Here is a 24,787-nt window from a genome sequence, read left to right as displayed (position 1 = left end):
ACGCGCGAATTGATCCCCATATAGCGTCGTCGCCCCGGACCGTTTTCGGGGTCTCCCGCGTTCCCGGATCCCATGACCGAAAAGCACAACTTCATCCGCGTTCGCGGCGCCCGCGAGCACAATCTCAAGGGCGTGGACGTCGATATCCCGCGCGAGAAGCTGGTCGTGATGACCGGGCTGTCGGGGTCGGGCAAGTCCTCGCTGGCGTTCGACACCATCTACGCCGAGGGCCAGCGCCGCTATGTCGAGTCGCTCAGCGCCTATGCGCGCCAGTTCCTGGAACTGATGGGCAAGCCGGACGTGGACCTGATCGAGGGCCTGTCGCCGGCCATCTCCATCGAACAGAAGACGACATCCAAGAACCCGCGCTCGACCGTCGGCACGGTCACGGAAATTCACGACTATATGCGCCTGCTGTGGGCGCGCGTCGGCGTCCCCTATTCGCCCGCCACCGGCCTGCCGATCGAAAGCCAGACCGTCAGCCAGATGGTCGACAAGCTGAGCGCCCTGCCCGACGGCGAACGCCTGCTGCTGCTGGCTCCCGTCGTTCGCGGCCGCAAGGGCGAGTACAAGAAGGAGATGGCCGAGTGGCAGCGCAACGGCTTCCAGCGGCTGAAGATCGACGGCGAATTCTACGCCATCGAGGACGCGCCGGCGCTCGACAAGAAGTTCAAGCACGACATCGATATCGTCGTGGATCGTATTGTTACCAAAGAAGGTCTTGAGCCGCGCTACGCCGACAGCATCCAGACCGCGCTGAACCTGGCCGACGGCATCGCCACCGCTGAATGGGCCAATGCGGCAGAGGGCGAAGAGCCCCGCCGCATCGTCTTTTCCGAGAAGTTCGCCTGCCCGGTGTCGGGCTTCACCATCAGCGAGATCGAACCGCGGCTGTTCTCGTTCAACAACCCCTTCGGCGCCTGCCCAACCTGCGACGGCCTGGGAGTCAAGCTGGCCTTTGACGCCGATCTGGTCATCCCGGACCGCGACAAGACCCTGCACAAGGGCGCGGTGGCGCCCTGGGCGCGCGGCCCCTCGCCCCTCTACACCCAGACCCTGCAATCGCTGGCCCAGCACTACGGCTTCTCTATGGACAAGGCCTGGCGCGACCTGCCGGAACAGGCCCAGAAGGTCATCCTGCAAGGCTCGGGCGGCGAGAAGGTCAAGTTCGTCTATGACGACAACGCCCGCAAATACGAGGTCGCCAAGGCCTTCGAAGGCGTCCTGCCCAACCTCGAACGCCGCTGGCGCGAAACCGACAGCGCCTGGGTCCGCGAGGAACTCGGCCGCTATCAGTCTGAAACGCCCTGCGAGGTCTGCGGCGGCAAGCGCCTGAAGCCCGAGGCCCTGGCGGTCAAGGTCGGCGGCGCCGACATCGCCGAGATTAGCTGGCTGTCCATCTCCAAGGCCTATCTGTGGTTCACCACCCTGGACGACCACCTGACGGACAAGCAACGCGAGATCGGCCGCCGCATCCTCAAGGAAATCACCGACCGACTGCGCTTCCTGAACAACGTCGGCCTGGACTACCTCAGCCTGTCGCGCAGTTCCGGCACCCTGTCGGGCGGCGAGAGCCAGCGCATCCGCCTGGCCTCGCAGATCGGCTCGGGCCTGACCGGCGTCCTCTACGTGCTGGACGAACCCTCCATCGGCCTGCACCAGCGCGACAACACCCGTCTGCTGGAAAGCCTGATGGGCCTGCGCGACCTCGGCAACTCGGTCCTGGTGGTCGAGCATGACGAGGAGGCCATCCTGACCGCCGACTACGTCATCGACATGGGCCCGGCCGCCGGCGTCCACGGCGGCGAGATCTGCGCCCAGGGCACGCCCGCCGAGGTCATGGCCAACCCCAAGTCGCTGACCGGCCAGTACCTGACCGGCGCGCGAGAGATCGAACTGCCGCCCGAGGGCCGCCGCCCGGTCGACCGCAAGCGGATGCTGAAGATCAGCGGCGCCACCGGCAACAATCTGAAGAACGTCACCGGCGAAATCCCCGTCGGCCTGTTCACCTGCGTCACCGGCGTCTCCGGCGGCGGCAAGTCCACCTTCACCATCGAGACGCTCTACAAGGCCGCCGCGCGCCGACTGCACAACGCCTCGGACGCCCCGGCCAACTTCGACCGGATCGAGGGGCTGGAGCAGTTCGACAAGGTCATCGACATCGACCAGTCGCCCATCGGCCGCACCCCGCGCTCGAACCCGGCCACCTATACCGGCGCGTTCAATCCGATCCGCGACTGGTACGCGGGCCTGCCCGAGTCCAAGGCGCGCGGCTATGGCCCCGGCCGGTTCAGCTTCAACGTCAAGGGCGGCCGCTGCGAGGCCTGTCAGGGCGACGGCGTCATCAAGATCGAGATGCACTTCCTGCCCGACGTCTATGTCACCTGCGACGTCTGCAAGGGCAAACGCTACAACCGCGAAACCCTGGAAATTGTCTTCAAGGGCAAGAGCATATCCGACGTTCTGGACATGACGGTTGAAGAGGCCGCGAGCTTCTTCAAGGCCGTGCCGCCGATCCGTGACAAGATGCTGACGCTGGAGCGCGTGGGCCTCGGCTACGTCAAGGTCGGCCAGCCCGCCACCACCCTGTCCGGCGGCGAGGCGCAGCGGGTCAAGCTGTCCAAGGAACTGGCCAAGCGCGCCACGGGCAAGACCCTCTACATCCTCGACGAGCCGACGACCGGCCTGCACTTCGAGGACACGAGGAAGCTGCTGGAGGTGCTTCAGGAACTGGTCGACAACGGCAACACCATCGTCGTGATCGAGCACAACCTGGATGTCATCAAGGTCGCCGACTACCTGCTGGACTTCGGTCCCGAGGGCGGCGACGGCGGGGGCGAGATCGTCGCCGTCGGCACGCCCGAACAGGTGGCCGACAACGCCGCCAGCTGGACCGGCAAGTATCTGAAGGAAGTGCTGGATCGCCACGAGGAGCGCCGCAAGGCGCGCGTGGCCGCCCTCCCGGAAGTTCAGAAGGCTGAGGTCAAGAAGGCCCGCACCCGCAAGAGCGCCTGACCGATCCGGTCAGGCGTCCACCCTGGTCAGGCGTGCGGCGTGTTTTTGAGCTGCAGGTAGGCGGCCGAGAACGGCGCATACATGATGACGATCTGCGCCGCCGTCATCACGGCGTTGACCACCAGCGACACGGCCAGCATCGGCCCCAGAGCGCTGAGCAGGCTGGGAACGCTCGCGCCCTCCATGGCGATCAGGCGTTCCGTCCCGCCCACCATCAGGCTGAACGGCGCCGCCACGGCCGAGCCGAGCAGCCCGACCAGCATCGCCATGACCCAGGCGATGATCGCCATGCCCAGCAGCGGCCAGAACACCTTCTTACCCGTCATGGCGAAAGCCGGCTTCAGCACGATCCGCCCCGCGGCAAAGGTGCTCGGTACCACCAGGCTGAGCCGCACCGACAGCCAGACCATTCCCGCGATCACCGCCAGCGACAGCAGCACGACGGCCAGCCAAAGCGCCGGCGCAGCCATGGCCACGGCGGCGACAAGGCTGACGACCATGAAGCCCGCGAAGGAGACCCCAAACATGATCAGAGCGACGATCAGGCTGGCTCCCAGCACCCGCAGTTCGTCCTTGCCCACGCGCAGGTAGCCGAACTTGCGGTCCTCGGGGCGAATGACCGAGCGGGCGATGGCGGTGCTGATCACTGCGCTGAACACCAGTCCTAGCGGCATGGCCCAGGCGATGATGGCCCCATAGGCCTGCATCAAGGGCTGCATCTCCTCCATCGACGGCTCAGCCTGCCCCTCCATCTGCGTGATCAGGGACAGGATGGTGACGAAGTGCGACCCTGCCAGCAGGAACAGCAGGCCAAAGAAGACGGCGTAGGCCGCCGCCCAGATCAGGACGGCGACGGGCGCGCGCCGCGTCAGGCGGAACCCCTCAAAGGCGCAGTCGGTGGCGGAAAAGGTCATGCAGTCGTCCTCGATTCCCGCTCAGCCTAGCGCAACCGGACGCGCTTCGTCCTGCGGCGCTTGCGCCAGCAGCGCGCGACAGGCCTCGGCATAGGGCGCCAACATCACGGTCCCGAGAAAGCCCTGCAGCCACGATAGCGGCACGAAGGCCGCCAGGCCCCAGCCGACGAAGGCGGCCCAATCCACCTCCGGCGGCGCGGCATGCTTCAGCACTTCGGCCAAGGCGAAAACATTGATCCCAGCCGTCAGGAACAGGGCGACCGCAGCCACTGCCAACAGCGTCAGCTCGATCGCGATCACGACGGCGATGATGGCGAGGCTCAGCCCCAGCAGCCTCAACACCTGCCCCTTGCCCAGCCTCCAGCCCGCGACAAAGGCGAAATCGTTCAGCGCGACGCTGGCCGGCGCGATCAGGCAGACTCGCAGCACCACGCCCCAAATGGCCAGCCCCGACGCCAAGGCCACCAGCAGCCCCAGGGCCACCGCCGCCGCCTCGGACACGAACCACAGCGACACGCCGATGGCGAAGGCGATCAGGCCGATCACAATGGCTGCGGCATAGAAGCCCGCGACCAGCGCCAGCCCGATGACCGCGAGGCGCACCTCGTCCATGCCGACCTTCAGACCGGCGAAACGCGCCGGACGTTCGGGAAAGAGCACGGCCCGGAAAACCGCCGCCGCTATGACCACGCCGATCAAGGCCTGGGTGAGGTTCAACAGCATCGTCCAGGCCTGAAACTGGACGATCTGCGCCACCACTTCCGCCGACGGCTCCTTGGCGGCCAGATCCTCAATGGAGATCACGCCGAAAAACCGCAGGGTCAGCGCGCCGAACAGCAGCGACGGCGCCGCCGCCGCCACGCCCCAGGCCCAGACCTGCAAGGGCCTGCGCCGGGTCAGCCTGAAGCCGGAGGCCAGGGCCTCGCCGATGGAAAACGCCGTGGTCATGACTGGCTCCTCTGAACCGCCGTCTTAAGCCAGACCATATCGTACGCGCCACCCCGCCGCAGCCTTGCTGCGCAAGACAGGCTGACGGAAGGCTTCGGGACGGCTAGAAGGCCGCCATGTCGAACGCAGCGCCCACCATCAAACCCATTCACGTCATCGGCGGCGGCCTCGCCGGTTCCGAAGCCGCCTGGCAGATCGCCCAGGCCGGCGTGCCCGTCATCCTGCATGAAATGCGCGGCGTGCCGGGGGTGAAGACCGACGCCCACCATACCGACGGCCTGGCCGAGCTGGTCTGCTCCAACTCCTTCCGTTCGGATGACTGGGAGTTCAACGCAGTCGGCCTGCTGCACGCCGAAATGCGAGAGCTAGACTCGATCATCATGGCGGCGGCCGGCGACCATCAGGTCCCGGCGGGCGGCGCCCTGGCCGTCGACCGCGACGGCTTCTCCCAGGCCGTGACCGCGCGGCTGGAAGCCCACCCGCTCGTGACCATCGTGCGCGAGGAAATCAACGGCCTGCCGCCGGAGGACTGGGACAACGTCATCGTCGCCACCGGCCCGCTGACCTCCCCGGCTTTGGCCGAGGCCATCCTGAAGCTGACCGGCGAGGAAAGCCTCAGCTTCTTTGACGCCATCGCCCCGATCATCCACGCCGACTCGATCGACTTCGACATCGCCTGGCGTCAGTCGCGCTATGACAAGGAAGGCCCGGGCGGCGACGCCGCCGCCTACGTCAACTGCCCGATGGACAAGGCCCAGTACGACGCCTTCATCGACGCCCTGCTGGACGGCCCCAAGGCCGAGTTCAAGGAGTGGGAGAACGTCCCCTATTTCGACGGCTGCCTGCCCATCGAGGTCATGGCCGAGCGCGGTCGCGAGACCCTGCGTCACGGCCCGATGAAGCCGGTCGGCCTGACCAATCCGCGCAACCCGACGGTCAAGGCCCACGCCATCGTCCAGCTGCGTCAGGACAACGCCTTGGGCACCCTGTTCAACATGGTCGGCTTCCAGACCAAGCTGAAGCACGGCGCGCAGGCCGAGACCTTCCGCATGATCCCCGGCCTGCAGAACGCCCAGTTCGCACGTCTGGGCGGCCTGCACCGCAACACCTACCTCAACAGCCCGCAACTGCTGGACAAGCAACTGCGCATGAAGTCCATGCCGCGCCTGCGCTTCGCCGGTCAGGTGACCGGGGTCGAGGGCTATGTCGAAAGCGCCGCCATGGGCCTGCTGACCGGTCGTCTGGCCGCCGCTCAGGCGCTCGGCCGCGACCTGTCGGCCCCGCCGCCGGAAACGGCCATGGGCGCCCTGGTCGAGCACATCACGGGCGGCCACCTGGCAGGCTCCAAGTTCCAGCCGATGAACATCAACTACGGCCTGCTGCCGCCGCTGGAGGCCCCCAAGGTCGACGAGGACGGCAAGCGCATCCATCCCAAGGAACGCGGCCGCGCCAAGAAGCGCCTGCAAAGCATCCGCGCCATGGCCGCGCTGAAGGCCTGGCGCGACGCCTAAGCGATCAGGCCGGGTCGCCTCAGCGCAGCTTGGGTAGGCCCGGCCGGAAACTCAGCGTCATCACGCCCAGAACCACGACGCCGACGCCCATCAGCACCCAGGCCTGGGTCAGGTCGGCCATGTGGTCGCGCAGCAGGCCGGCGGCCAGCGGCGACAGGCTGGCGATGATGTAGCCGCCGCCCTGTACGAAGGCGAGCAGGTCGCCCGACCGGCTCGGATCGTCGATCTGATCCATCGCCAGGATCAGGGTCAGGGGGAAGATCGCCCCGATCCCCAGCCCCATGACCAGCACGACCGGAACCGCCAGAGCGACCGGCGCGATGACCAGCCCCGCCAGACCGATCAGGGCCAGCACCAGCGCCGTCAGGATCGGCCCGCGCCGGTCGGGGAAGCGCCCGATCACCAGTGAGACGATGACGCCCGCCGCCACCTCGGCCCCGGTCATGCCGCTGAGCAGATAGCCCGCCGTCGCCCTCGCCTGCCCCAGATCGACGTAGAAGGGCGGCAGCCAGGCCAGCACCAGCGTATAGGCCGAGGTCCCCAGCCCCATGATCAGGATCAGGCTCCACGCCCGGCCCTGACGCCAGAAGGGGATCTCGGGATGGACCACCTCGACCACGGCGCGCCGATCTGGCTCCTCCGCCGCCGGATCACGCGCGGCCAGCAGCCAGACGACCGCCGCGACAAAGGCGGGCATGCTCCATAGCGCCAGCGTCCAGGCCCAACCCACCGCCTCGGCCAGTCCCGCCGCCGTGGCCGCCGCGACGGCCGCCCCGCCCATGATGCCCGTGGTGTAGAGCGCCATCACCGTGCCGAACCGCGTCGGAAAGGCGCGCTTGATCACGACCGGCGCCAGGGCCTGGATCAGGGCCACGCCGACGCCGACGACCGCCGCGCTGGCGATCAGGCCCGCCGTATCCTTCAGCACCGCCCGGACCAGACAGGCGCCGCCGATCAGCAGCGCGCCCAGCAGGATGCCGCGCCGCTCGCCCAGCCGCCGACGCAGCGGCCGGATCGACAGGGCGCCCAGGCCGATCATCAGCACCGGCAGGGTGGTCAGCAGGCTGGCGGCGGTGGAATCCATCCCAGTCGCCCCCTCGATCAGGTCCAGCAGCGGTCCCACCGCCGCCATCGCCGGGCGCAGGTTCAGCGCCAGGGCGAAGATGGCCGCCAGCAGCAGCAGGGACGCGCCGCGCGCCGGTTCGGCTTCGGACCGTGCGGTCATCAGACAGGACTCCACTGGATAATCGCGCTAGTCTCTCGACCTCAAGTATCTCGATGTCAAGATAACCCATGCCCGACAGAGCCTCCCGCGCCGCCGCCCAATGGGCCGTCCAGCGCCCTGACATGGATATGCTGCCGATGGAGGTGCTGGGCCGTCTGAACGAGGCCTCGCAACTGGTGGTGCGCGAGCGCCAGACGCCCCTGTTCGCCCGCTACGGCCTGCAACACGGCGAGTTCGACGTCCTGGCGACCCTGCGTCGGTCCGGCGCGCCAGAGGGCCTGACGCCGACCGCCCTGTTCGAGGCGGCGATGATGTCGTCCGGCGGCATGACCGCCCGTATCGACCGGCTGGAGAAGGCCGGTCTGGTCGAGCGCCGCCCTCACCCCACCGACCGGCGCGCCACTCTGGTCCGCTTGACCGACAGGGGCTTCGACCTGATCGACTCCATCATGCCAAGCCATGAGGAAACGGCGCGCGACATCCTCGCGCCGCTCTCGCTTGATGAACAGAAGACGCTGAACGCCCTGCTGGCTCGCCTGATCGGCGGTCTCTGCGACTAGACGCGGCCGCGCAGCACCGCCCACAGCAGGCGCAACCGCTTGACCGGCTCAGGATGGTCAAAGCCCGCCAGGGCGGCGTGGGCCGTCGCGGGGAAGGCGGCGGCGGGCAGGTTCCGCAGCACCGCGTTGACAGAGGATCGCAGCGCCCTCGCCTCGTCGGCCCGACCGGTCTGCGACAGGGCCCACAGACGCCCGGCCTCGACGACCGTCGCCTCATGGCCCTCGCCCGCCAGCATCCGCGCGGCCACCTGCATCGGTCCGACGTAGAAGGCGTCCAGGTCGTGCGGCTCGCCATGCACCCGTCCGATGTGGGCCTCGATCAGGGCGTCGAAGGGGGCGCGGTCCAGCCCGTGACGGGCGACGGCGGCGGTCAGGGCTTCCAGCACCGGATGGCCGACGCGCGGCGTATTGGCGAAGACGCCCTCCATCTGCTCGGCCCACCATGTGTAGCGCATCTCCGCCAGCATGGGCTGGGTGACGCGGGTGGGAATGGCCAGCAGCTCCGCCTCGAGGGCGTAGAGGGAGATCAGGTCCGCGCGCGCCTGTTCGTCGGCCACGAACCGGCTGGACAGCCAGCGGTCGGGGTCGGCGGCGCGGACCTGGGTATCGAGATCAACAAAGGTAGTCATCCCGCAAGGCCATCGACCATTGCGGGATGCGGTTCAAGTGTCAGCCGAACAGGGTCTGATACATGGCCATCGAGGTCAGCATCGGCAGGGACAGCAACAGGTTGGTGCGGCTGCCCAGCATGGCGATGCGCGCGGCCTTGGCCTTCTTGTCGTCGTCCACGGCGACGATGCCCAGCGCGCGCTTCTGGTTCGGCCAGATGACGCCCCAGACGTTGAGGAACATGACGATGGCCAACCAGACGCCGATGCCCATCAGGGTGAACTGCTGGTCGCCCGCGTTCAGACCGCCGACCAGGCCGAAGGTCAGCACTTCATGGGCATAGGCATGGCCGCGCGTGAACAGGACCGCGATCCCCGCCAGCACCGTCACGAGCGCCGACCAACGGAACCAGAACAGGGCCTCAGGCGCGATATGCTTGCTGACGGCGGGCTTCAGCTCGGCCGGGATCGCGGGCATGACCCGGATCTGCACGAAGTTGAAGTAATACAGCAGGCCGATCCACAGGATGCCGGCCACGACGTGGACCCAGCGCAGGACCGCTTGTGCGAAGCCCAGATCGAAACCGCCCGGCGCGATGCGGCCGAAAGCGAAGATCATGACGCCCGCCAGCACGATGCTGAGCAGGAATGTCGTTCTGAAGTTTGAAAGCAGTTTGGCCATGCGCCCCTCCCCGGGTCGGAATCAGGAAGCGTGACCTTACTCCTCCCTCCCCGTCGGGGGGAAGGAGGAGCATTTCAGGTGAGCCGAGCCCTTAGGGGCGGCTGGCCATGCCGAACTTGACCGGCTTGGTGTCTTCGTCGACGGAGCCGCGCTTGACGCCCCACAGCAGGATGATCGGCGCGCCGACGTAGATCGACGAATAGGTGCCGATGATGATGCCGGCCATCAGGGCGATGGAGAAGCCGAACAGGGCCTCGCCGCCGAACACGGCCAGCGCCGCCAGCACCATGACGGCGGTGACGCCGGTGATGATGGTCCGCGACAGGGTCTCGTTGATCGACAGGTCGATCACCTCGCGCAGAGGCATGGTCTTGTACTTGCGCAGGTTCTCGCGAAGGCGGTCGAACACCACGACCGTGTCATTCATCGAATAGCCGATGACGGTCAGGATGGCGGCGACCATGTTCAGGCTGAACTCCAGCCGGAACAGCACGATCAGGCCGAAGGTCAGGATCACGTCGTGAACCAGACCGACCACGGCGCCGAAGCCGAACTGCGGCTCGAACCGGAACCAGATATAGCCGAACATCAGCACGATGGCCGCGCCCAGCGCCATCAGGCCGCTGGTGAACAGCTCGCCCGAGACCTTGGAGCCGACGATGCTGGTGCCCGAGAAGGCGACCTGACCGACGGCGTCCGTGATGCTCTTCTGGACCCGCGTCACGACAGCGGTTTGATCTTCGTTCTCCGGAACCTGGAAGCGGACGATGGCGCGCTGGGCGCCGTCAATGTTCTGGACCTGGACTTCGCCCAGATCGAGCTTGGTCATCGCCTCACGGACATCGCCCGCGTTGATCGACTGGCCGGCGGGAGCGGTCATTTCCATGACCGCGCCGCCTTTGAAGTCGATGCCCATTTCCAGGCCGGGATAGAAGCAGGCGACCAACGAAGCGACGCACAGCACAACGGACAGGACACCTGCCGGCAAGGCGTACTTCACGAACTGGAAGTTCGTCTTGTGCGGCAGTAGTTTGATGAGAGGCCATCCACGCATCGCCATCACTCCGCGATCGGCAGTTTTTTGGGCTTGGCGACTTTGAGCCAATACCCAAGCAGGACCTGGGCGACCATCACCGAGGAGAACATGGAGGTAAACACGCCGATGGTCAGCGTCCAGGCGAAGCCGCGCACGGGGCCGGCGCCGAAGGCGAACATGATCAAGGCCGCGACCAGGGTGGTCAGGTTGGCGTCGATGATGGTGCCCATGGCCTTGTTGAAGCCTGCGTCCATCGAAGCGATGACAGACCGGCCTGCCCGCGCTTCGTCGCGCATCCGTTCAAAGATCAACACGTTGGCGTCGACCGCCACCGCGAAAGTCAGAACCAGACCGGCGATGCCTGGCAGGGTCAGGGTCGCCTGGAACAGCGACATGGCCGCCACGATCAGGATGCCGTTCAGCATCAGGCCGATGACCGAGATGCCGCCAAACAGGAAGCCGTAGGACAGGATCATGAACAGGACGATGATGGCGGCGCCGACTGCGGTCGAAATCTGACCGGCCTTGATGGCGTCCGCGCCCAGTTCCGCGCCGACCACGCGACGTTCCTCGACTTTCAACGGCGCCGGCAGGGCGCCGCCGTTCAGCAGGTTCACCAGGGTGGCGGCGGACTCGATCGAGAAGTTGCCGGTGATCTGTCCCGAACCGTTGGTGATCGGCACCTGAATGGTCGGGGCCGAAATGACCTTGCCGTCCAGGATGATGGCGAAGGGCTTGCCGATGTTCTGGGTCGTGGCTTCGGCGAAGCGCCGCGCGCCCTGACCGTCGAAGCGGAAGTCGATGGCCGGACGGCCGTTCTGATCCGAGCCGACGCCGGCGCGGGTCAGGTTCTCGCCCGACACCAGGACCCGCTTCTTGACCAGATAGGGGGTGACGCCGTCTTCGCCGACCAGCAGTTCGGAATCCGGCGGCACGCGGCCGGCCAGGGCGTCCTGCAGACCAGTCGACGAACTATCAACCATCTGGAAGGTCAGCTGCGCCGTCTGGCCGATGACGGCCTCCAGCTTGGCCGGATCGCTCTCGCCCGGCGCCTGGACGACGATGCGGTCGGCGCCCTGGCGGGTGATCGAGATTTCCTTGGTGCCGGTGCTGTCGATCCGGCGACGGACGACTTCGATCGACTGATCCACCGCCGTCGCGCCCATGGACGCCAGAGCGGCGTCGGTGAAGACGAAACGGATGCGGTTGTCGTTCAGGCGCGTGACGACGCGATCAGCCTGACCTTGCGGCGCGCCGGTCTGCGCCAGGGTGCGCAGGGCGGTCAGGGCGGCGTCGTATTGCGCGCCCTCGCCGATCGTCACGACCACGCCGCCGGCTTCGCGTTGCAGGCCGCCGATGGGGATCTTCTGTTCGGCCAGGGTGACGCGAACGTCTTCGACCAGGTTGGTGACGCGCTTGGCGCGCATCGCCGGGACATCGACTTCCAGCAGCAGGTAGGACCCGCCCTGAAGGTCGAGACCCAGGTTCAGACCGTTCTTCGGCAACCAGCCGGGCAGAGCCTCGCGCTGGGCGGGCGTCAGGACGTTGGGAAAGGCCAGCAGCAGCCCGAAGACGAGCGACAGCACGACCAGGACGATTTTCCAGCGCGAAAGCTGAATCATGTCAGGGCTCTTTTCGGGCGGGCGTCAGCGGCGTGGGCCGCTCAGCCCTTGTCGTTGGCGGCGATGGCGGTGCGGTTGCGGACTTCGGCGATCATCGCCTTGACCACGCGAACGTTCACGCCCTGCGAGATCTCGACCATGGCCTCGGCGTCTTCGACGCGCGTCACCTTGCCGACCATGCCGTTCGACAGGACGACTTCGTCGCCGCGCTTGACGCCGGCGATCAGGGCCTGGTGAGCCTTCATCCGCTTCTGCTGCGGGCGGATCATCAGGAAGTAGAACAGGATGAAAATCGCGACGATCGGCGCGATCTGCACCACCATGGCCATCAGGCCGCCTTCAGAAGCAGTAGGCATGGAAACTCCCCGAACCGGGCCGACCTCGAAACGGGGGCCCCATTAAATTGAGGCGCGGAACCTAGGGCGCGCCGTAGCGATTTGCAACGCGGCCTAACGTCTCTTGGTCACAGTCGATGCGGCCCGGACACGCCCGTCGGCCCCGAGGCGCCTCGTCGTCAGCGCTGCAGGACGCTCAAGGGATCGACCGCGACAGGATCATCGCCGCGCATCTGGCGCGTCTCGAAGTGGATCGAGGGACGACCGTCGCCCGCGGTCAGGCCGACCGTGCCGATAACCTGGCCCGCGCGGACCTCGGCCCCGTCACGCACCGTGGCCGAGCCAAGATGGCCGTAAACCGTGCGCCAGCCGTCGCGGTGCATGATCAGAATCGTCAGCCCCTGACCTGGCAGGTCGTCGCCGACATAGGCGACGCGCCCCGCAGCGGCGGCCTTGACCTCGGTCCCGGCGACCGCGCCGATGTTGACGCCGTTGTTACGCTCGCCCATGCCGACCGGGCCGAAGCGGCGCAGGACATCGCCCCGCACCGGCCACTGCATGGCCAGGGCCTGACCCACGGCCGCGCCCTGTAGCGGCGAGGCCGGCGCTGAAGGGGCGGCGGCCGGCGTGCGCGTCGGCGGCGGCACGGCGGCGTTGCCGCGGGCCGGCGGCGGCGGCGGCGGCGCCACGCCGTTGTTGGAGGTCTTCACGCCGACCGGCGACGCACCCGTCGCGTAAGGGTCCGACCCCGTGTCCACCGCGCCGTCCGGCAGGACAATGCGCTGGCCCGAGGTGATGGCGCCGCGCGGCCCCAGGCCGTTCAGGTCGATCAGCGTTTGCACCGGCGTCTGGAAGCGACGGCCGACGCCCGAAATCGTGTCGCCCGGCTGGATGACATAGGCTGCACCCGGCACGACGGCGCCGCTATTGGTCCTCGGCGGCGTCACCGTGGTCGGCGCGCCGGTCGAGGGATAGGCCGGTCCGCCCGTCGGCGGCAGACCCCCGCCCTCGATGCTGCCCGACGGCGCGCGCGGTCCCTGCTCCTCATAAGGACGCGCTGGCGGCGTCTGCGGCTGCGCCGGCTGGGCATAGTAGGGGTTGTTGTTCGGATAGGCGCCCGACTGCGGTTGCGCCGGATAAGCGCCCTGCCCCGGCGACATGGGTCGGGTCGAATAGCGCGGCTCATCCGGATAGGTCGAACACGCCGCGACCGTCAGCGCCCCGCCGACGACGACCGCCGCCCTGATCCAGCCCGTGAAGCCGCCCATGCGCCCCTCCTTCTTAACCGTAATTGCGTTCGCCCCGGTGTGCCCCGGAAGCGTCGCCAAGCCAACCCGCCAAACGGCGCCAAAGTGGGGCGGAAAGGTTAACCGCGACGCTGAACCCGCCCTCACCGTCATCCCGGAAAACGCGCAGCGTTTATCCGGGACCGCCCAGAACACCGCCCTCCGTGCTGAAAGCCCCCTCCCACAGATCGTCCCATTCAGGATTTATCCGCTCGATCAGGTCGAATTTCCAATCACGTCGCCAGCGTTTCAGACGCTTCTCGAAATTGATCGCGGATTCGGCATCGTCAAAGACCTGATACCAGACCAGCCGCCGCAGGCCCCATTGGCTGCTGAAGCCAGAGTAAGTCCGGTCTCGATGTTGCTGGACGCGACCGAGCAGGTCCGACGTCACGCCGACGTAAAGCACGCCGCGCGTCGTGTTGGTCACAATGTAAACGGTGAAGAGCTTGTCTCCGCGCATGGGCGAACGGTAGCGCTTCCGGCGGTCCCGGATAAGCCCTGCGGGCTTTCCGGGATGACGATAAGGGGTGGGTCGCCCCTACCCCTCCTTGGCCAGCCCTTCGACCAGCGGCACGAAGCGCACTTCGCACAGGCTTTCGCGGCGGAAACTTCCGTCTTCCTGGCCGGTATAGCGGTTCAGCATCTGCACCGAGCCGCGTCCCACCGGCGCCACCAGAACCCCGCCCGGCTTCAACTGCTTCAGCAACTCCGTCGGTTCGTGCGGCGAGGCCGCCGTGACCATGATCCGGTCGAAGGGCGCCTGTTCCAGCCAGCCCTGCCCCCCATCGCCGTGACGAGTGAAGACGTTGTCGACGCCCAAAATCTTGAGTTTGTGCTCGGCCTCAGCCAGCAGGCTCTTGTAGCGCTCTACCGAATAGACAAAACGCGCCAGTCGGCTGAGGACCGCACACTGATAGCCGCTGCCGGTGCCGATCTCGAGCACGCGATGGCGCGGCCCGACCTCCAGCGCCTGGGTCATCAGACCGACGATATAGGGCTGGCTGATCGTCTGGGCGCAGTCGATCGGCAGGGCCTGGTCCTCCCAGGCCTGATCCAGAAACTTTTCATGGACGAACAGCGAGCGGTCGATGGATTCCATCGCCTTCAGCACCCGCGCGTCGGTGACCCCCTGCCGCCGCAGCGACAGGATCAACCGGCCCGCACGGTCGTCCGACAGGCTCATTTTTCCAGCGGTCCCTTGGGAGGCGCGCCGCCCAACACCTTCTTCAGGTCGTTGACGCTGCGCATGTGGGTCAGGTCGATATGCAGCGGCGTGACCGAAATCCGGCCCTCGTCCATGGCGTGCAGGTCGGTGCCCTCGGCGTGCTCCTGCGGCGCGCCGCGGAAGGCCATCCAGTAGTAGTCGCGGCCGCGCAGGTCGGTGCGGCGGATGGCGTGCATCTCGCCGATGTCGCGGAAGCCCTGCCTCGTCACCTCGACCGCCTTGACCAGTTCCGGCGGCAGCTTGGGGAAGTTGACGTTCATGACCACGCCGTCCTCCCACTTCTGCTCCAGCAGGCGGGCGATGATGCCGGGGGCGAAGGCCTCGGCCGTCTCCCAGTGAGCGACCACGTCATCGTGAAAGCGTTCCAGCGACTGCGACAGGGCGATGGAGCGAATGCCGAAGGCCATGCCCTGCAACGCGCCTGCCACCGTGCCGGAATAGCTGACGTCCTCGCCGACGTTGTGGCCGCGATTGACGCCCGACAGCACCAGATCGGGCTTCTCGGGCATCAGGTCGTTGACCGCCAGGATGACGCAGTCGGTCGGCGTCCCGGTCACGGCGAAGCGCTTGTCGCCCAGTTGGTTGACGCGAAGGGGCTCGGTCAGGGTAATCCCGCGCCCCTTGGCCGACTGCTCGGTCTGGGGCGCGACGACCCAGACGTCGTCCGACAGGGCGCGAGCGATCTTCTCAAGACATTCAAGGCCTTCCGCCTCGATGCCGTCGTCATTGGTGAGGAGGATACGCATTACTGGGAAACCGAACCCACCGTCGTCAGCCCGCCCATATAGGGCAGCAGCGCGCTCGGCACGGCGATCGAACCGTCCTCCTGCTGATAGTTCTCCATCACCGCGACCAGGGTGCGGCCGACGGCCAGGCCCGAGCCGTTCAGGGTGTGCAGGAACTCGGTCTTCTTCTCGCCCGCGCGCTTGAACCGGGCGTCCATGCGCCGGGCCTGGAAGTCGCCGCAGTTCGAGCAGGAGCTGATCTCGCGATAGGTGTTCTGCGACGGCAGCCAGACCTCGAGGTCATAGGTCTTCTGCGCCGAGAAGCCCATGTCGCCCTTGCACAGCAGCACCTTGCGATAGGGCAGCTCCAGCGCCTGCAGCACCGCCTCGGCGCAACCGGTCATGCGCTCGTGCTCCGCTTCAGAGTCTTCAGGGCGACAGATGGAGACCATCTCGACCTTCGAGAACTGGTGCTGGCGGATCAGGCCGCGCGTATCGCGCCCCGCCGACCCGGCCTCGGCCCGGAAGCAGGGCGTCAGCGCCGTCAGACGCATCGGTTCCGCCACCTCGTCCTCGGACAGGATCTGCTCGCGCACGAGGTTGGTCAGGGAGACTTCGGCGGTGGGGATGAGCAGATGCTCGCCCGCGCGGAACAGGTCTTCCTCGAACTTCGGCAGTTGGCCCGTGCCGAACATGGCGTCGTCCTTGACCATGTAGGGCGGCGCGACTTCCAGATAGCCATGCGGGCCCGTCTGCAGGTCCAGCATGAACTGACCGATGGCGCGTTCCAGCCGGGCCAACTGGCCCTTCAGCACGGCGAAGCGCGAGCCGGACATCTTGGCGGCGGCCTCGAAGTCCAGCAGGCCCAGGGCCTCGCCCAGATCGGCGTGATCCTTGGCCGGTCCGGTCGTGCGCGGTTCGCCCCACTTCAGGACCTCGAGGTTGTCGTTCTCGTCCTCGCCGTCCGGCACGTTGGCGGCGGCCAGATTCTTCAGCCCCGCCAGCAGGTCGCGCAGTTCGGCGCCCTTGGCGGTCTCGGCCTCGCCCGCGTCGGCGATGTCGGTCTTCAGGGTTTCGACCTCGGCCTTCAACCGGTCGGCCTCGGCCATGTCCTTCTTGCCCATGGCGGCGCCGATGGCCTTGGAGGCGGCGTTCCGCTTGGCCAGCGCCTCCTGCCCCGTGGTCTGGGCGGCGCGCAGGTCCACGTCCAGCGCCAGAATGCGCGCGACCACCTCGGCGGCGTCATCCACCCCGCGCGACGACCAGCCGGCGACGAAGGCTTCGGGGTTGTCGCGGATGGCTCTGATGTCGTGCATGGCGTCAATCTTCGGACGTTCGGGAAGAAGCCGAAGGCTGTAACGCCCCGCGCGGAGTCGGGCAAACCCCTAAGCGCTTCTCACGCCCCCTCTCCGTCATCCCGGAAAGCGCGCAGCGCTTATCCGGGACCGCCAGAAGCGCCGCCGTTCAGATCGCCAAGCCGCCCGCCGCGCCTTGGGCGGTCCCGGATCGCCTCTGCGAGGCGTCCGGGATGACGGCAGGGGTCAGCGCGACGCCTTGACCCGGATTTCCACCCCGATCGCCTTGGACACCCAGTCCCCGCCCGCGTCGGACATCATGCCGAGGTCCAGCAATGTGCGGTCCAGCTCCAGCTTGCCCGCCACGGTCGCCACGCCGGTCGCCTCGTCAAAGGTGAAGGGCAGGACCACAGGCACGGTCGTCGTCTTGATCCGCAGCGTCCCCGTCGCCTCGTAGCGGTTCCCGCCCAGAGCCTTGAATGCCGTCGCCTCGAACCGCGCGGTCGGATAGCCGGTCGGGTCCAGCCATTCGGCGCCGGACAGCGAGCCTTCCTGCGTCGCGTCGCCGGTCTTCGCCGTGCCGGTGCGGACCAGAATCACGGCCTTGGACCCCGCCAGATCGGCCGGGTCGAACCAGACCTGGCCCTCCCACTGCTCGAACCGGCCCTTGAAGGCTGCGCCCGCGTGGGTTCCGCTGAAGGCGATGGTCGAGGCCGCCTTGTCGATGGTCCAGGCCGTCGCCGTCCCCGGCGCGACAGGGGCCTCGGCCTGAGCCGGCGCCGCCGCGGCGTGGGCCTCGCCCCCTGCCCCGTCCGCCAGCGGCGCGGGCTTGGCCGCGATGCCGCCCGCCACGGCCAGAGCCGCGATGAAGCTTAAGCCGGCCAGACGCTCGGTGCGGCGCAACAGCGGCTTGGGCTCCGGCGCAGTCCGGCCCTCGCCGTGCTTCAGCACCGGGATCATGTGGGCCAGAACGCCGTCGCGATTGATGAACTGGTGCTTCAGCGCCGCCCCGACGTGCAGGGCGATCAGCACGACCGCGCCCCAGGCCATCAGGCCGTGCGCCCCCATGGCCTGATAGGCCACAGCCCGGCGCAGGCCCGCCGCCGCCTCGCCGATGAAGGGCAGGTGCGGCACGGTGAACAGGCCGAACCAGCTGGTCGCCACGGCCAACGGCTGATCCGTCGCTACAGCCCAGCCGGTCGAGACATACACCCATCCTGTCAAAGGCAGGGCTAGCATCAACCCATAGAAGGCCGCATGGGTCGCCCGCGCCGCGAACGTCTCCCAGGTCTTCATCTCGGCCGGCATTCCCGGCGTCCGGTGCGTCAGCCGCCAGGCCAGGCGCAACGCCGTCAGGGCCAGGATCAGGAAGCCGACCGACTTGTGAATCTGGAACACGCGATAGGCCAGCGCCTGACTGCCCGGCTGCTCGATGGCGTCGCTCATCCACCAACCCATCGGGATCATGGCGATGATGGCGACCGCGATGGCCCAGTGCAGGGCGATGGCGACGGGGGTGTAGCGGCTGGCGGGCGCGGTCATGACAAAACTCGCAAAACTCAAGGAGAAACGGGCGGGACCATCCGGCCCCACCCGCTCATTCGTCCTGGCTTAGGCGGCCGGGGCTGCGGCGGCCGGAGCCACCTGCTGCAGGAACTCGCCGTCGAAGCGGATGGTGGCCTCGTCGCCGACCGGACCGACCGGCATGCCGAAGTCCGAGCGCTTGAACTTGCCTTCAGCCGCGAAGCCGAGCGTCGGGACCTGCATGAAGGGGTGCTTCTCGATCTCGCCGCCGAACGTCGCGTCCAGCGTCACCGGCTTGGTCACGCCCAGGAAGGTCAGGTCGCCCGTCACCTTGGCGGTGCGCGTGCCGGTCAGCTCGACCTTGGTCGACTTGAAGGTGATCTGCGGGAAGGCGACGGCGTTCAGGAAGTTCTTGTTCTTGGCGATGTCCTCGCTCCAGCTCTTGAAGCCCGAGCCAGCGTGGGTGCCGGTGTAGTCGCCCGGATAGTTGGCGTCGACCGAGGCCGGGTCGATGCTGACCTCGACCGAGCTGTTGGCCAGGTTGGCCGGGTCCAGCGTGATCTTGGCGTCGAACTTGTTGAAGCGCGCCGTGTAGTTGGAAATCGTGTTGTGCGGGATCGACCACTGCAGCGAGGCGTGGGTCGGGTCCATGACATAGACGCCGGTCGGGGCCTTCAGCTCGACCGGAGCTGTCGAGGCGGCGTCGGCGGCGGGCGCAGCGGACTTGTCGGCGGCGGGGCTGCAGGCGGCCAGCAGGGCGGCGGCCGAGACGGCCAGAATAGCGGCTTTGATCTTCATGGGGAGGGACCTCGTTCGATGTTCAGGGCTGGACACGAGGTCCAGAAACGGTTCGTCTGTCCGTCGGCGCGCCGCTCAGACTGCAACAGTATAAGTTGCGATTGCAGTCCTTCAAGCCCCGTTCGTGCAAAAATGCGGATTGAGGTGCGCCCCGCGCGTCGCCCGCCTATCTTGCGACTCACATGCCCATTCGTCGCCTTCCCCCCGAAACCGTCAACCGCATCGCCGCCGGCGAGGTGGTCGAACGCCCCGCCAGCGCCATCAAGGAGCTGGTCGAGAACGCGCTGGACGCCGGCGCCTCGCGCGTCGAGATCCAGGCGGACGGCGGCGGCCTGACCCGCATCCTGATCGCCGACGACGGCAAGGGCATCCCCAAGGACGAACTGCCGCTGGCGGTCGAACGCCATGCGACGTCCAAGCTGGAGCCCGACGACGCCGGCGACGTGGACCTGCTGCGCATCCACACCCTCGGCTTCCGCGGCGAGGCCCTGCCCTCCATCGGCTCGGTCGCGCGCCTGACCATCACCACGCGGGCCATGGAGGCATCCGAGGCCTGGGCCGTCACCGTCAACGGCGGCGACCAGCGCCCGGTGGCCCCCGCCGGCTTCCCCGGCCCGCACGGCGCCCGGGTCGAGGTCCGCGACCTTTTCTACGCCACGCCCGCCCGACTGAAATTCATGAAGTCCGAGCGGTCCGAGGCCATGGCCATTTCGGAAGAGATCAAGCGTCAGGCCATGGCGCACGAAGCCGTCGCCTTCACCCTGTCGCTGGACGGCAAGGTGACGCTGCGCCTGCCCGCCGAGCATCCCGGCTTCGAGGGACGGCTGAAGCGCCTCGGCGCCCTGCTGGGCCGCGACTTCGAGGCCAACGCCCTGCTGATCGATCAGGAGCGCGACGGCGTGCGCCTGTCCGGCTATGCGGGCCTGCCCACCTATTCGCGCGGCAATGCGGCGCATCAGTTCCTGTTCGTCAACGGCCGCCCCGTGCGCGACCGCCTGCTGCAAGGCGCCCTGCGCGGCGCCTACGCCGACTTCCTGGCCCGCGACCGGCACCCGGCGGCGGCCCTCTTCCTCGACATCGACCCGCTCTACGTCGACGTGAACGTCCACCCCGCCAAGGCCGAGGTCCGCTTCCGCGATCCCGCCCTGGTGCGCGGCCTGATCGTCGGCGCCCTGCGTCACGCCCTGCACGCGGCCGGCCACCGCGCCTCGACCACGGTCGCCGCCGACGCCCTGTCGGGCTTTCGCCCCCACACGGGCGAGGCGCTCTACAGCCCTTCCTCGCCCTCGGCTCAATCTTTCGGAAACCCCGCGCCCGGCTGGAGCGGCTGGCAGGGCTGGTCGCAACCGGCCGCCGCCGCTCAGAACCTGCCCGGCCTCAACGAACGCTCCGCTCGCGTCGAGCACACCTGGAGCGGCGAAGCCTCGTCCCCCAGCTTCCGGACCCTGGGCGAGATCCAGGCCGAACACGCAGGCCAGATCGCGCCCGGCGCCCACGCCCCTGCAGACCTGATCGACTATCCCCTCGGCGCGGCCCGCGCCCAGCTGCACGGCACCTATATCGTCGCCCAGACCCGCGACGGCTTGGTCGTGGTGGATCAGCACGCCGCCCACGAACGTCTCGTCTATGAGCGGATGAAGGCGCAGATGGCCAACGGCGCTGTCACCCGCCAAGCCCTGCTGACGCCCGAGGTGGTCGAACTGGACCCGGCCGAGGCCGAACGCGTCGCCGCCAAGGCCGAGGAATTGGCCGAGATGGGGCTGATCGTCGAAGCCTTCGGCGTCGGCGCCGTCCTAGTCCGCGAAACCCCCGCGCTTCTGGGCGACACCGATGTTCAGGGCCTGATCCGCGACATCGCCGACGACCTGTCGGAACACGGCGCCGCCCTGTCGTTGAAAGAGCGGATGGCCGAGGTCTGCGGCACCATGGCCTGCCACGGCAGCGTCCGCGCCGGCCGCGTCCTCAGCGCCCCCGAAATGAACGCCCTGCTCCGCCAGATGGAGGCCACGCCCCACTCCGGCCAGTGCAACCACGGCCGCCCGACCTATGTGGAGCTGAAGCTCAACGACCTCGAAAAGCTGTTCGGGCGGCGCTGACCCACGCACACACAAACCCGCTCATCCCGGCGAAGGCCGGGATCCAGATGCAAACGTTGCGGCTGGCCGAATGACCTGCGGCTGCAAGAATTCTCCAAGTCCGCGTCTTACGATCTGGATCCCGGCCTTCGCCGGGATGAGCGAATAGAGATGTCATGACCTACAGCGTCCTCTTCGTCTGCCTCGGCAACATCTGTCGCTCGCCGCTGGCCGAGGCCGCCTTCCGCGAAGAGGCCCGCCGCTTGAAGCTGGACGTGACCGTCGATTCCGCCGGCACCGGCGATTGGCACGTTGGCGAACCGCCCGATCCGCGCGCCCAGGCGGTCGCCGGCAAGCACGGCGTCGACATCTCACCCCTGCGTGGGCGTCAGATAAAGCCCGCCGACTTCCGCCGCTTCACCCACATCGTCGCTCTGGACGCTCAGAACCTCAACGATCTGCGCCGCCTCGCCCCGGCCGACGCCACGGCCGAACTCAGCCTGCTGCTCGACCATGTCGAAGGCCGCGAGGGTCAGCCCGTCGCCGACCCCTATTTCGGCGACGACGACGGCTTCGACGTCGCCTGGGCTGATGTGGTCAAGGGCGCGCGCGGTCTGGCGCTCAGCCTGCGTCGGCGACCTTGAGGAACAGCACCCGCGCGGCGCCATAGTCGCGCGTGTCCAGACGCTCATAGCCCGGCGTGTCGATGTCCGGTTCGTCCGAGCCGCGCTCGAACACCACGATGGCGCCGGGCTTCAGCCATTGGCCTTCGCGCAGCCGCGCCAGCGTCTGTTCGCCCAGCCCCTTGGCGTAGGGCGGATCGAGGAAGGCCAGGTCGAAGGCCTCGCCCACCGAGCCGGGACGCTCGCCCAGGTCGATCGCGCTGCGGCGATGCACCCGGCCGCGACCGAACAGGCCATAGGCGTCCATGTTCTCGCGGATCACGCCGCGCGCGCCGTCGTCGATCTCGACGAACAGGGCGAAGGCCGCCCCGCGCGACAGGGCCTCGAAGCCCAGCGCGCCCGATCCGGCGTAGATGTCCATGACCCGCGCCTCGTGCATGCCTTCAGCCCACGAGGCGTGTTCCAGCACGTTGAAGATGGCCTGACGCGCCCGGTCCGAGGTCGGGCGCGTGTTCTGCCCCTCGGGCGCAATGATGGCGCGCCCCTTCAGGCTGCCCGCAACGATCCGCATGGTCAGTTCTCGTTTGGCGCGTACATGGCCTCGACCTCGGCGCCGGTCAGGCGCGGGCGGTCGCCGGCGAAGTCATAGTTGGCGGGCTTGGAGTCGATGTAGATCTCGCTCTCGAAGTCGAAGGCCGCCGGGTCGTCGAAGGCCTGCACCGACACCATGGTCATGCCGCCCGCCTTCAACCGCCAGAACAGGCCGGACCCGCAGGTCGGGCAGAACTGACGTTCCGCCCATTCCGAAGACGAGTAGCTCGCGAGGGGGCCAGAGATCTCGACGCTGTCGCCGCAGTTGACGCTCAGCGAGACGCCGCCCGAAATCCGGCGGCAGCTCTCGCAGTGGCAGGCGTGCATCCCGCCCTGCGGCACGGCGGTGAAGCTCACCGCGCCGCACAGGCAACGGCCCGCCAGACGCGCGCCGTCCTTGACCTCGACCATCGTCAGCTCCCCATCCAGACCTTAGCTGCGGCCGCGCGGACCGCCGGGCTTGCCGCCGAACGGTTTGCCGCCGCCGGTCGGACGCGAGCCGCCCGGCTTGGAACCGAAGCCGCCGGGCTTGCCGCCCGAACGCGGTTTGAAGTCCCGCTGGGGACGGTCGCTGGAACCACCTTCGCGCGGCTTGAAGTCACGTTGCGGACGGTCGCTGGAACCGCCTTCACGCGGTTTGAAGTCACGTTGCGGACGATCGCCGAAGCCGCCCTCACGCGGCTTGAAATCCCGCTTCGGACGATCGCTGAAACCACCCTCGCGCGGCTTGAAATCGCGTTGCGGACGGTCGCCGTCCGAGCGCGGCGCGCCGTCGCGCGGCTTGAAGTCCCGCTTGGGCCGGTCGCTGAAGCCGCCTTCGCGCGGCTTGAAACCGCCCTTGGCGCCGTCACGGGGTGCGCGACGATCATCAATGAGCTGCGGCTCGGCCCGATTGAAGGGCTTGCGGGGACGCTCCGACCATTCGCCGCCCTGGGCGGCTTCCGGGCGGGCGCGGGGCTTGAAGGTCTTGGTGTGCTCGAACTTCGGCGCGGCCTTGGCCCAGCCTTCCTTCTTGGCGGGACGCTCGCGGCGATCGACGGCGTCGGCCTGCGCCGCCGTGGCCGCGCGGACGCGGCTGGGCTTGCGCGAAGGATCGGACAAGGCCGAACCCGACTTGCCCGTCACGATCGGCGACGAGGTGCGGCGGCCGGGGATGGGCGCAGGCGTCGAGACCGTGTTTCCGGTCGGCAGGTTCTCGGGCCGGATATGGTCGGCCAGCATTTCGCGGATCACGCGCGGGCCGACTTCCTCGACCGCCCCGACCGGCAGGGTGCCGAGTTGGAACGGGCCATAGGCCAGACGGATCAGACGGTTCACCGTCAGGCCGACCGACTCCAGGACCTTGCGGACCTCGCGGTTCTTGCCTTCGGTGATCGAGACGCTGATCCACAGGTTGGCCGAGCTGCGCTCGCCGTCCTCTTTTTCCTTGGCCTTGTCGATGGTCGCTTCCATCGGGCCGTAGTGGACGCCGTCGACGGTGCAGCCCGTCTTCAGCTTGTCCAGTTCAGTCTGAGTGATGCGGCCCCGGGCGCGGGCGCGATAATGGCGCACCAGCGCCGTGTCAGGCATTTCCAGCGCCCGGCTCAGTTCGCCGTCGTTGGTCAGCAGCAGCAGGCCTTCGGTGTTCAGGTCCAGTCGTCCGACCGAAATCACGCGCGGCAGACCGCTGGGCAGGGCGTCGAACACGGTCGGGCGGCCCGCCGGGTCGTTGTGGCTGGTGATCAGGCCGGCGGGCTTGTGATAGCGCCAGACGCGCGTCGCCTGGGCCGCGCCCATCGGCTTGCCGTCGATGGTGATCACGTCGTCGCGCGTCACCAGGGTCGCGGGCGTGTCCAGGATGCGGCCGTTGACCGCCACCTTGCCCAGACCGATCAGACGCTCGACCTCGCGGCGCGAGGCGATGCCGGCGCGGGCCATGGCCTTGGCGATTCGCTCGCTGCGCGCGGGAGCAGCCGCTTCCTTCCCGGCGGGACCGCTTTTCGGGCCGCCCTTGCCGGCGCCCTTCACGAAAGGCTTGTCGCCGCGATCGTCCTTGCGGTCGCCGCGTGGCGGGCCTTTGCGGTCTCCGAAGCCGCCCTTGTCCGGGCGCGCGTCGGCGAATTTACGGGGTCCGCGCGGGCCGTCGTCTTGACGGAAGCGGGGGTTCTTGTCGTTGTCTTTGGGATGGCGATCCATGATGAGCGGTT

Annotated in this window: 23 protein-coding genes; 5 read left to right on the top strand and 18 right to left on the bottom strand. The window is 68.0% G+C overall.

Annotated elements, in window-relative coordinates:
- Positions 1-72 precede the first annotated feature (72 nt).
- A complete protein-coding gene (gene uvrA / locus AC3IS2_RS05580) occupies positions 73-3,015 on the top strand; it encodes an excinuclease ABC subunit UvrA (RefSeq protein WP_489199656.1) in 2,943 nt (980 codons plus the stop codon).
- Between the two features lie 26 nt (positions 3,016-3,041).
- On the opposite strand, the gene AC3IS2_RS05575 is transcribed toward uvrA, so the two are convergent.
- Together AC3IS2_RS05575 and AC3IS2_RS05570 are read right to left on the bottom strand one after the other, a co-directional pair.
- Positions 3,042-3,929 (bottom strand): hypothetical protein, encoded by an 888-nt coding sequence (locus AC3IS2_RS05575; RefSeq protein WP_489199655.1) that lies wholly within the window; start codon positions 3,927-3,929, stop codon positions 3,042-3,044.
- 21 nt (positions 3,930-3,950) lie between these two features.
- A complete protein-coding gene (locus tag AC3IS2_RS05570; protein WP_489199654.1) occupies positions 3,951-4,877 on the bottom strand; it encodes a hypothetical protein in 927 nt (308 codons plus the stop codon).
- Positions 4,878-4,993: 116 nt separating this feature from the next.
- Here AC3IS2_RS05570 and trmFO point away from each other — a divergent pair, with 116 nt between their 5' ends.
- Positions 4,994-6,388, top strand: a complete 1,395-nt coding sequence (trmFO, locus tag AC3IS2_RS05565) for a methylenetetrahydrofolate--tRNA-(uracil(54)-C(5))-methyltransferase (FADH(2)-oxidizing) TrmFO (RefSeq protein ID WP_489199653.1) — start codon at positions 4,994-4,996, stop codon at positions 6,386-6,388.
- Positions 6,389-6,407: 19 nt separating this feature from the next.
- Here trmFO and AC3IS2_RS05560 read toward each other — a convergent pair whose 3' ends face one another.
- Entirely contained in the window at positions 6,408-7,613 is a 1,206-nt protein-coding gene (locus AC3IS2_RS05560; protein WP_489199652.1) for an MFS transporter, read from the bottom strand.
- 68 nt (positions 7,614-7,681) lie between these two features.
- Between AC3IS2_RS05560 and AC3IS2_RS05555 the strand changes: the two genes are divergently transcribed.
- Positions 7,682-8,173, top strand: a complete 492-nt coding sequence (locus tag AC3IS2_RS05555) for a MarR family winged helix-turn-helix transcriptional regulator (RefSeq protein WP_489199651.1) — start codon at positions 7,682-7,684, stop codon at positions 8,171-8,173.
- Here AC3IS2_RS05555 and AC3IS2_RS05550 read toward each other — a convergent pair.
- From AC3IS2_RS05550 to AC3IS2_RS05495, 12 genes are all read right to left on the bottom strand, one after another.
- On the bottom strand, positions 8,170-8,802 hold the full coding sequence (locus AC3IS2_RS05550; protein WP_489199650.1) for a squalene/phytoene synthase family protein: 633 nt from the start codon (positions 8,800-8,802) through the stop codon (positions 8,170-8,172). The two genes, AC3IS2_RS05555 and AC3IS2_RS05550, sit on opposite strands and share 4 nt — an antisense overlap.
- 40 nt (positions 8,803-8,842) lie before the next feature.
- Entirely contained in the window at positions 8,843-9,463 is a 621-nt protein-coding gene (locus tag AC3IS2_RS05545) for a hypothetical protein (protein WP_489199649.1), read from the bottom strand.
- Between the two features lie 91 nt (positions 9,464-9,554).
- Positions 9,555-10,523 (bottom strand): protein translocase subunit SecF, encoded by a 969-nt coding sequence (secF, locus tag AC3IS2_RS05540; RefSeq protein WP_489199648.1) that lies wholly within the window; start codon positions 10,521-10,523, stop codon positions 9,555-9,557.
- Positions 10,523-12,121: a protein translocase subunit SecD gene (secD, locus tag AC3IS2_RS05535; RefSeq protein WP_489199647.1), complete on the bottom strand. Its 1,599-nt coding sequence runs from the start codon at positions 12,119-12,121 to the stop codon at positions 10,523-10,525. The genes secF and secD overlap by 1 nt, the downstream gene beginning before the upstream one ends.
- A 41-nt stretch (positions 12,122-12,162) precedes the next feature.
- Entirely contained in the window at positions 12,163-12,477 is a 315-nt protein-coding gene (yajC, locus tag AC3IS2_RS05530; RefSeq protein WP_489199646.1) for a preprotein translocase subunit YajC, read from the bottom strand.
- Positions 12,478-12,635: 158 nt separating this feature from the next.
- A complete protein-coding gene (locus tag AC3IS2_RS05525) occupies positions 12,636-13,724 on the bottom strand; it encodes a peptidoglycan DD-metalloendopeptidase family protein (RefSeq protein ID WP_489199645.1) in 1,089 nt (362 codons plus the stop codon).
- Between the two features lie 151 nt (positions 13,725-13,875).
- The gene (locus AC3IS2_RS05520; RefSeq protein ID WP_489199644.1) at positions 13,876-14,205 is read right to left on the bottom strand and encodes a GIY-YIG nuclease family protein; all 330 of its coding nucleotides are present in this window, start codon (positions 14,203-14,205) and stop codon (positions 13,876-13,878) included.
- Between the two features lie 78 nt (positions 14,206-14,283).
- Positions 14,284-14,928, bottom strand: coding sequence for a protein-L-isoaspartate(D-aspartate) O-methyltransferase (locus AC3IS2_RS05515; protein ID WP_489199643.1), 645 nt, complete (start codon positions 14,926-14,928; stop codon positions 14,284-14,286).
- Positions 14,925-15,716, bottom strand: a complete 792-nt coding sequence (gene surE, locus AC3IS2_RS05510; RefSeq protein WP_489199642.1) for a 5'/3'-nucleotidase SurE — start codon at positions 15,714-15,716, stop codon at positions 14,925-14,927. Before surE ends, AC3IS2_RS05515 begins: the two co-directional genes overlap by 4 nt.
- A complete protein-coding gene (serS, locus tag AC3IS2_RS05505) occupies positions 15,716-17,011 on the bottom strand; it encodes a serine--tRNA ligase (RefSeq protein ID WP_489199641.1) in 1,296 nt (431 codons plus the stop codon). The genes surE and serS overlap by 1 nt, the downstream gene beginning before the upstream one ends.
- 225 nt (positions 17,012-17,236) lie before the next feature.
- Positions 17,237-18,532, bottom strand: coding sequence for a cytochrome b/b6 domain-containing protein (locus AC3IS2_RS05500; protein ID WP_489199640.1), 1,296 nt, complete (start codon positions 18,530-18,532; stop codon positions 17,237-17,239).
- A gap of 69 nt (positions 18,533-18,601) precedes the next feature.
- On the bottom strand, positions 18,602-19,312 hold the full coding sequence (locus AC3IS2_RS05495; protein ID WP_489199639.1) for a YceI family protein: 711 nt from the start codon (positions 19,310-19,312) through the stop codon (positions 18,602-18,604).
- Positions 19,313-19,494: 182 nt separating this feature from the next.
- On the opposite strand from AC3IS2_RS05495, the gene mutL reads away from it, so the two are divergent.
- Together mutL and AC3IS2_RS05485 are read left to right on the top strand one after the other, a co-directional pair.
- Positions 19,495-21,408 (top strand): DNA mismatch repair endonuclease MutL, encoded by a 1,914-nt coding sequence (gene mutL, locus AC3IS2_RS05490; RefSeq protein WP_489199638.1) that lies wholly within the window; start codon positions 19,495-19,497, stop codon positions 21,406-21,408.
- Positions 21,409-21,563: 155 nt separating this feature from the next.
- Positions 21,564-22,031: a low molecular weight protein-tyrosine-phosphatase gene (locus tag AC3IS2_RS05485; protein WP_489199637.1), complete on the top strand. Its 468-nt coding sequence runs from the start codon at positions 21,564-21,566 to the stop codon at positions 22,029-22,031.
- Here AC3IS2_RS05485 and rsmD read toward each other — a convergent pair.
- The 3 genes from rsmD to AC3IS2_RS05470 are packed head-to-tail and all read right to left on the bottom strand — an operon-like array spanning position 22,009 to position 24,776.
- A complete protein-coding gene (rsmD, locus tag AC3IS2_RS05480) occupies positions 22,009-22,581 on the bottom strand; it encodes a 16S rRNA (guanine(966)-N(2))-methyltransferase RsmD (protein WP_489199636.1) in 573 nt (190 codons plus the stop codon). The two genes, AC3IS2_RS05485 and rsmD, sit on opposite strands and share 23 nt — an antisense overlap.
- A 2-nt stretch (positions 22,582-22,583) precedes the next feature.
- Positions 22,584-23,012, bottom strand: coding sequence for a GFA family protein (locus AC3IS2_RS05475; RefSeq protein WP_489199635.1), 429 nt, complete (start codon positions 23,010-23,012; stop codon positions 22,584-22,586).
- 21 nt (positions 23,013-23,033) lie between these two features.
- The gene (locus tag AC3IS2_RS05470) at positions 23,034-24,776 is read right to left on the bottom strand and encodes a pseudouridine synthase (protein ID WP_489199634.1); all 1,743 of its coding nucleotides are present in this window, start codon (positions 24,774-24,776) and stop codon (positions 23,034-23,036) included.
- Positions 24,777-24,787: the final 11 nt, after the last annotated feature.

The organism is Brevundimonas sp. KH_025, assembly GCF_057839885.1.
This window is presented reverse-complemented; position numbering and strand designations above follow the sequence as displayed.

Coding starts and splice junctions, on each gene's coding strand:
- uvrA (WP_489199656.1), top strand. CDS start 73: ATGACCGAAAAGCACAACTTCATCCGCGTTCGCGGCGCCCGCGAGCAC.
- AC3IS2_RS05575 (WP_489199655.1), bottom strand. CDS start 3,929: ATGACCTTTTCCGCCACCGACTGCGCCTTTGAGGGGTTCCGCCTGACG.
- AC3IS2_RS05570 (WP_489199654.1), bottom strand. CDS start 4,877: ATGACCACGGCGTTTTCCATCGGCGAGGCCCTGGCCTCCGGCTTCAGG.
- trmFO (WP_489199653.1), top strand. CDS start 4,994: ATGTCGAACGCAGCGCCCACCATCAAACCCATTCACGTCATCGGCGGC.
- AC3IS2_RS05560 (WP_489199652.1), bottom strand. CDS start 7,613: ATGACCGCACGGTCCGAAGCCGAACCGGCGCGCGGCGCGTCCCTGCTG.
- AC3IS2_RS05555 (WP_489199651.1), top strand. CDS start 7,682: ATGCCCGACAGAGCCTCCCGCGCCGCCGCCCAATGGGCCGTCCAGCGC.
- AC3IS2_RS05550 (WP_489199650.1), bottom strand. CDS start 8,802: ATGACTACCTTTGTTGATCTCGATACCCAGGTCCGCGCCGCCGACCCC.
- AC3IS2_RS05545 (WP_489199649.1), bottom strand. CDS start 9,463: ATGGCCAAACTGCTTTCAAACTTCAGAACGACATTCCTGCTCAGCATC.
- secF (WP_489199648.1), bottom strand. CDS start 10,523: ATGGCGATGCGTGGATGGCCTCTCATCAAACTACTGCCGCACAAGACG.
- secD (WP_489199647.1), bottom strand. CDS start 12,121: ATGATTCAGCTTTCGCGCTGGAAAATCGTCCTGGTCGTGCTGTCGCTC.
- yajC (WP_489199646.1), bottom strand. CDS start 12,477: ATGCCTACTGCTTCTGAAGGCGGCCTGATGGCCATGGTGGTGCAGATC.
- AC3IS2_RS05525 (WP_489199645.1), bottom strand. CDS start 13,724: ATGGGCGGCTTCACGGGCTGGATCAGGGCGGCGGTCGTCGTCGGCGGG.
- AC3IS2_RS05520 (WP_489199644.1), bottom strand. CDS start 14,205: ATGCGCGGAGACAAGCTCTTCACCGTTTACATTGTGACCAACACGACG.
- AC3IS2_RS05515 (WP_489199643.1), bottom strand. CDS start 14,928: ATGAGCCTGTCGGACGACCGTGCGGGCCGGTTGATCCTGTCGCTGCGG.
- surE (WP_489199642.1), bottom strand. CDS start 15,716: ATGCGTATCCTCCTCACCAATGACGACGGCATCGAGGCGGAAGGCCTT.
- serS (WP_489199641.1), bottom strand. CDS start 17,011: ATGCACGACATCAGAGCCATCCGCGACAACCCCGAAGCCTTCGTCGCC.
- AC3IS2_RS05500 (WP_489199640.1), bottom strand. CDS start 18,532: ATGACCGCGCCCGCCAGCCGCTACACCCCCGTCGCCATCGCCCTGCAC.
- AC3IS2_RS05495 (WP_489199639.1), bottom strand. CDS start 19,312: ATGAAGATCAAAGCCGCTATTCTGGCCGTCTCGGCCGCCGCCCTGCTG.
- mutL (WP_489199638.1), top strand. CDS start 19,495: ATGCCCATTCGTCGCCTTCCCCCCGAAACCGTCAACCGCATCGCCGCC.
- AC3IS2_RS05485 (WP_489199637.1), top strand. CDS start 21,564: ATGACCTACAGCGTCCTCTTCGTCTGCCTCGGCAACATCTGTCGCTCG.
- rsmD (WP_489199636.1), bottom strand. CDS start 22,581: ATGCGGATCGTTGCGGGCAGCCTGAAGGGGCGCGCCATCATTGCGCCC.
- AC3IS2_RS05475 (WP_489199635.1), bottom strand. CDS start 23,012: ATGGTCGAGGTCAAGGACGGCGCGCGTCTGGCGGGCCGTTGCCTGTGC.
- AC3IS2_RS05470 (WP_489199634.1), bottom strand. CDS start 24,776: ATGGATCGCCATCCCAAAGACAACGACAAGAACCCCCGCTTCCGTCAA.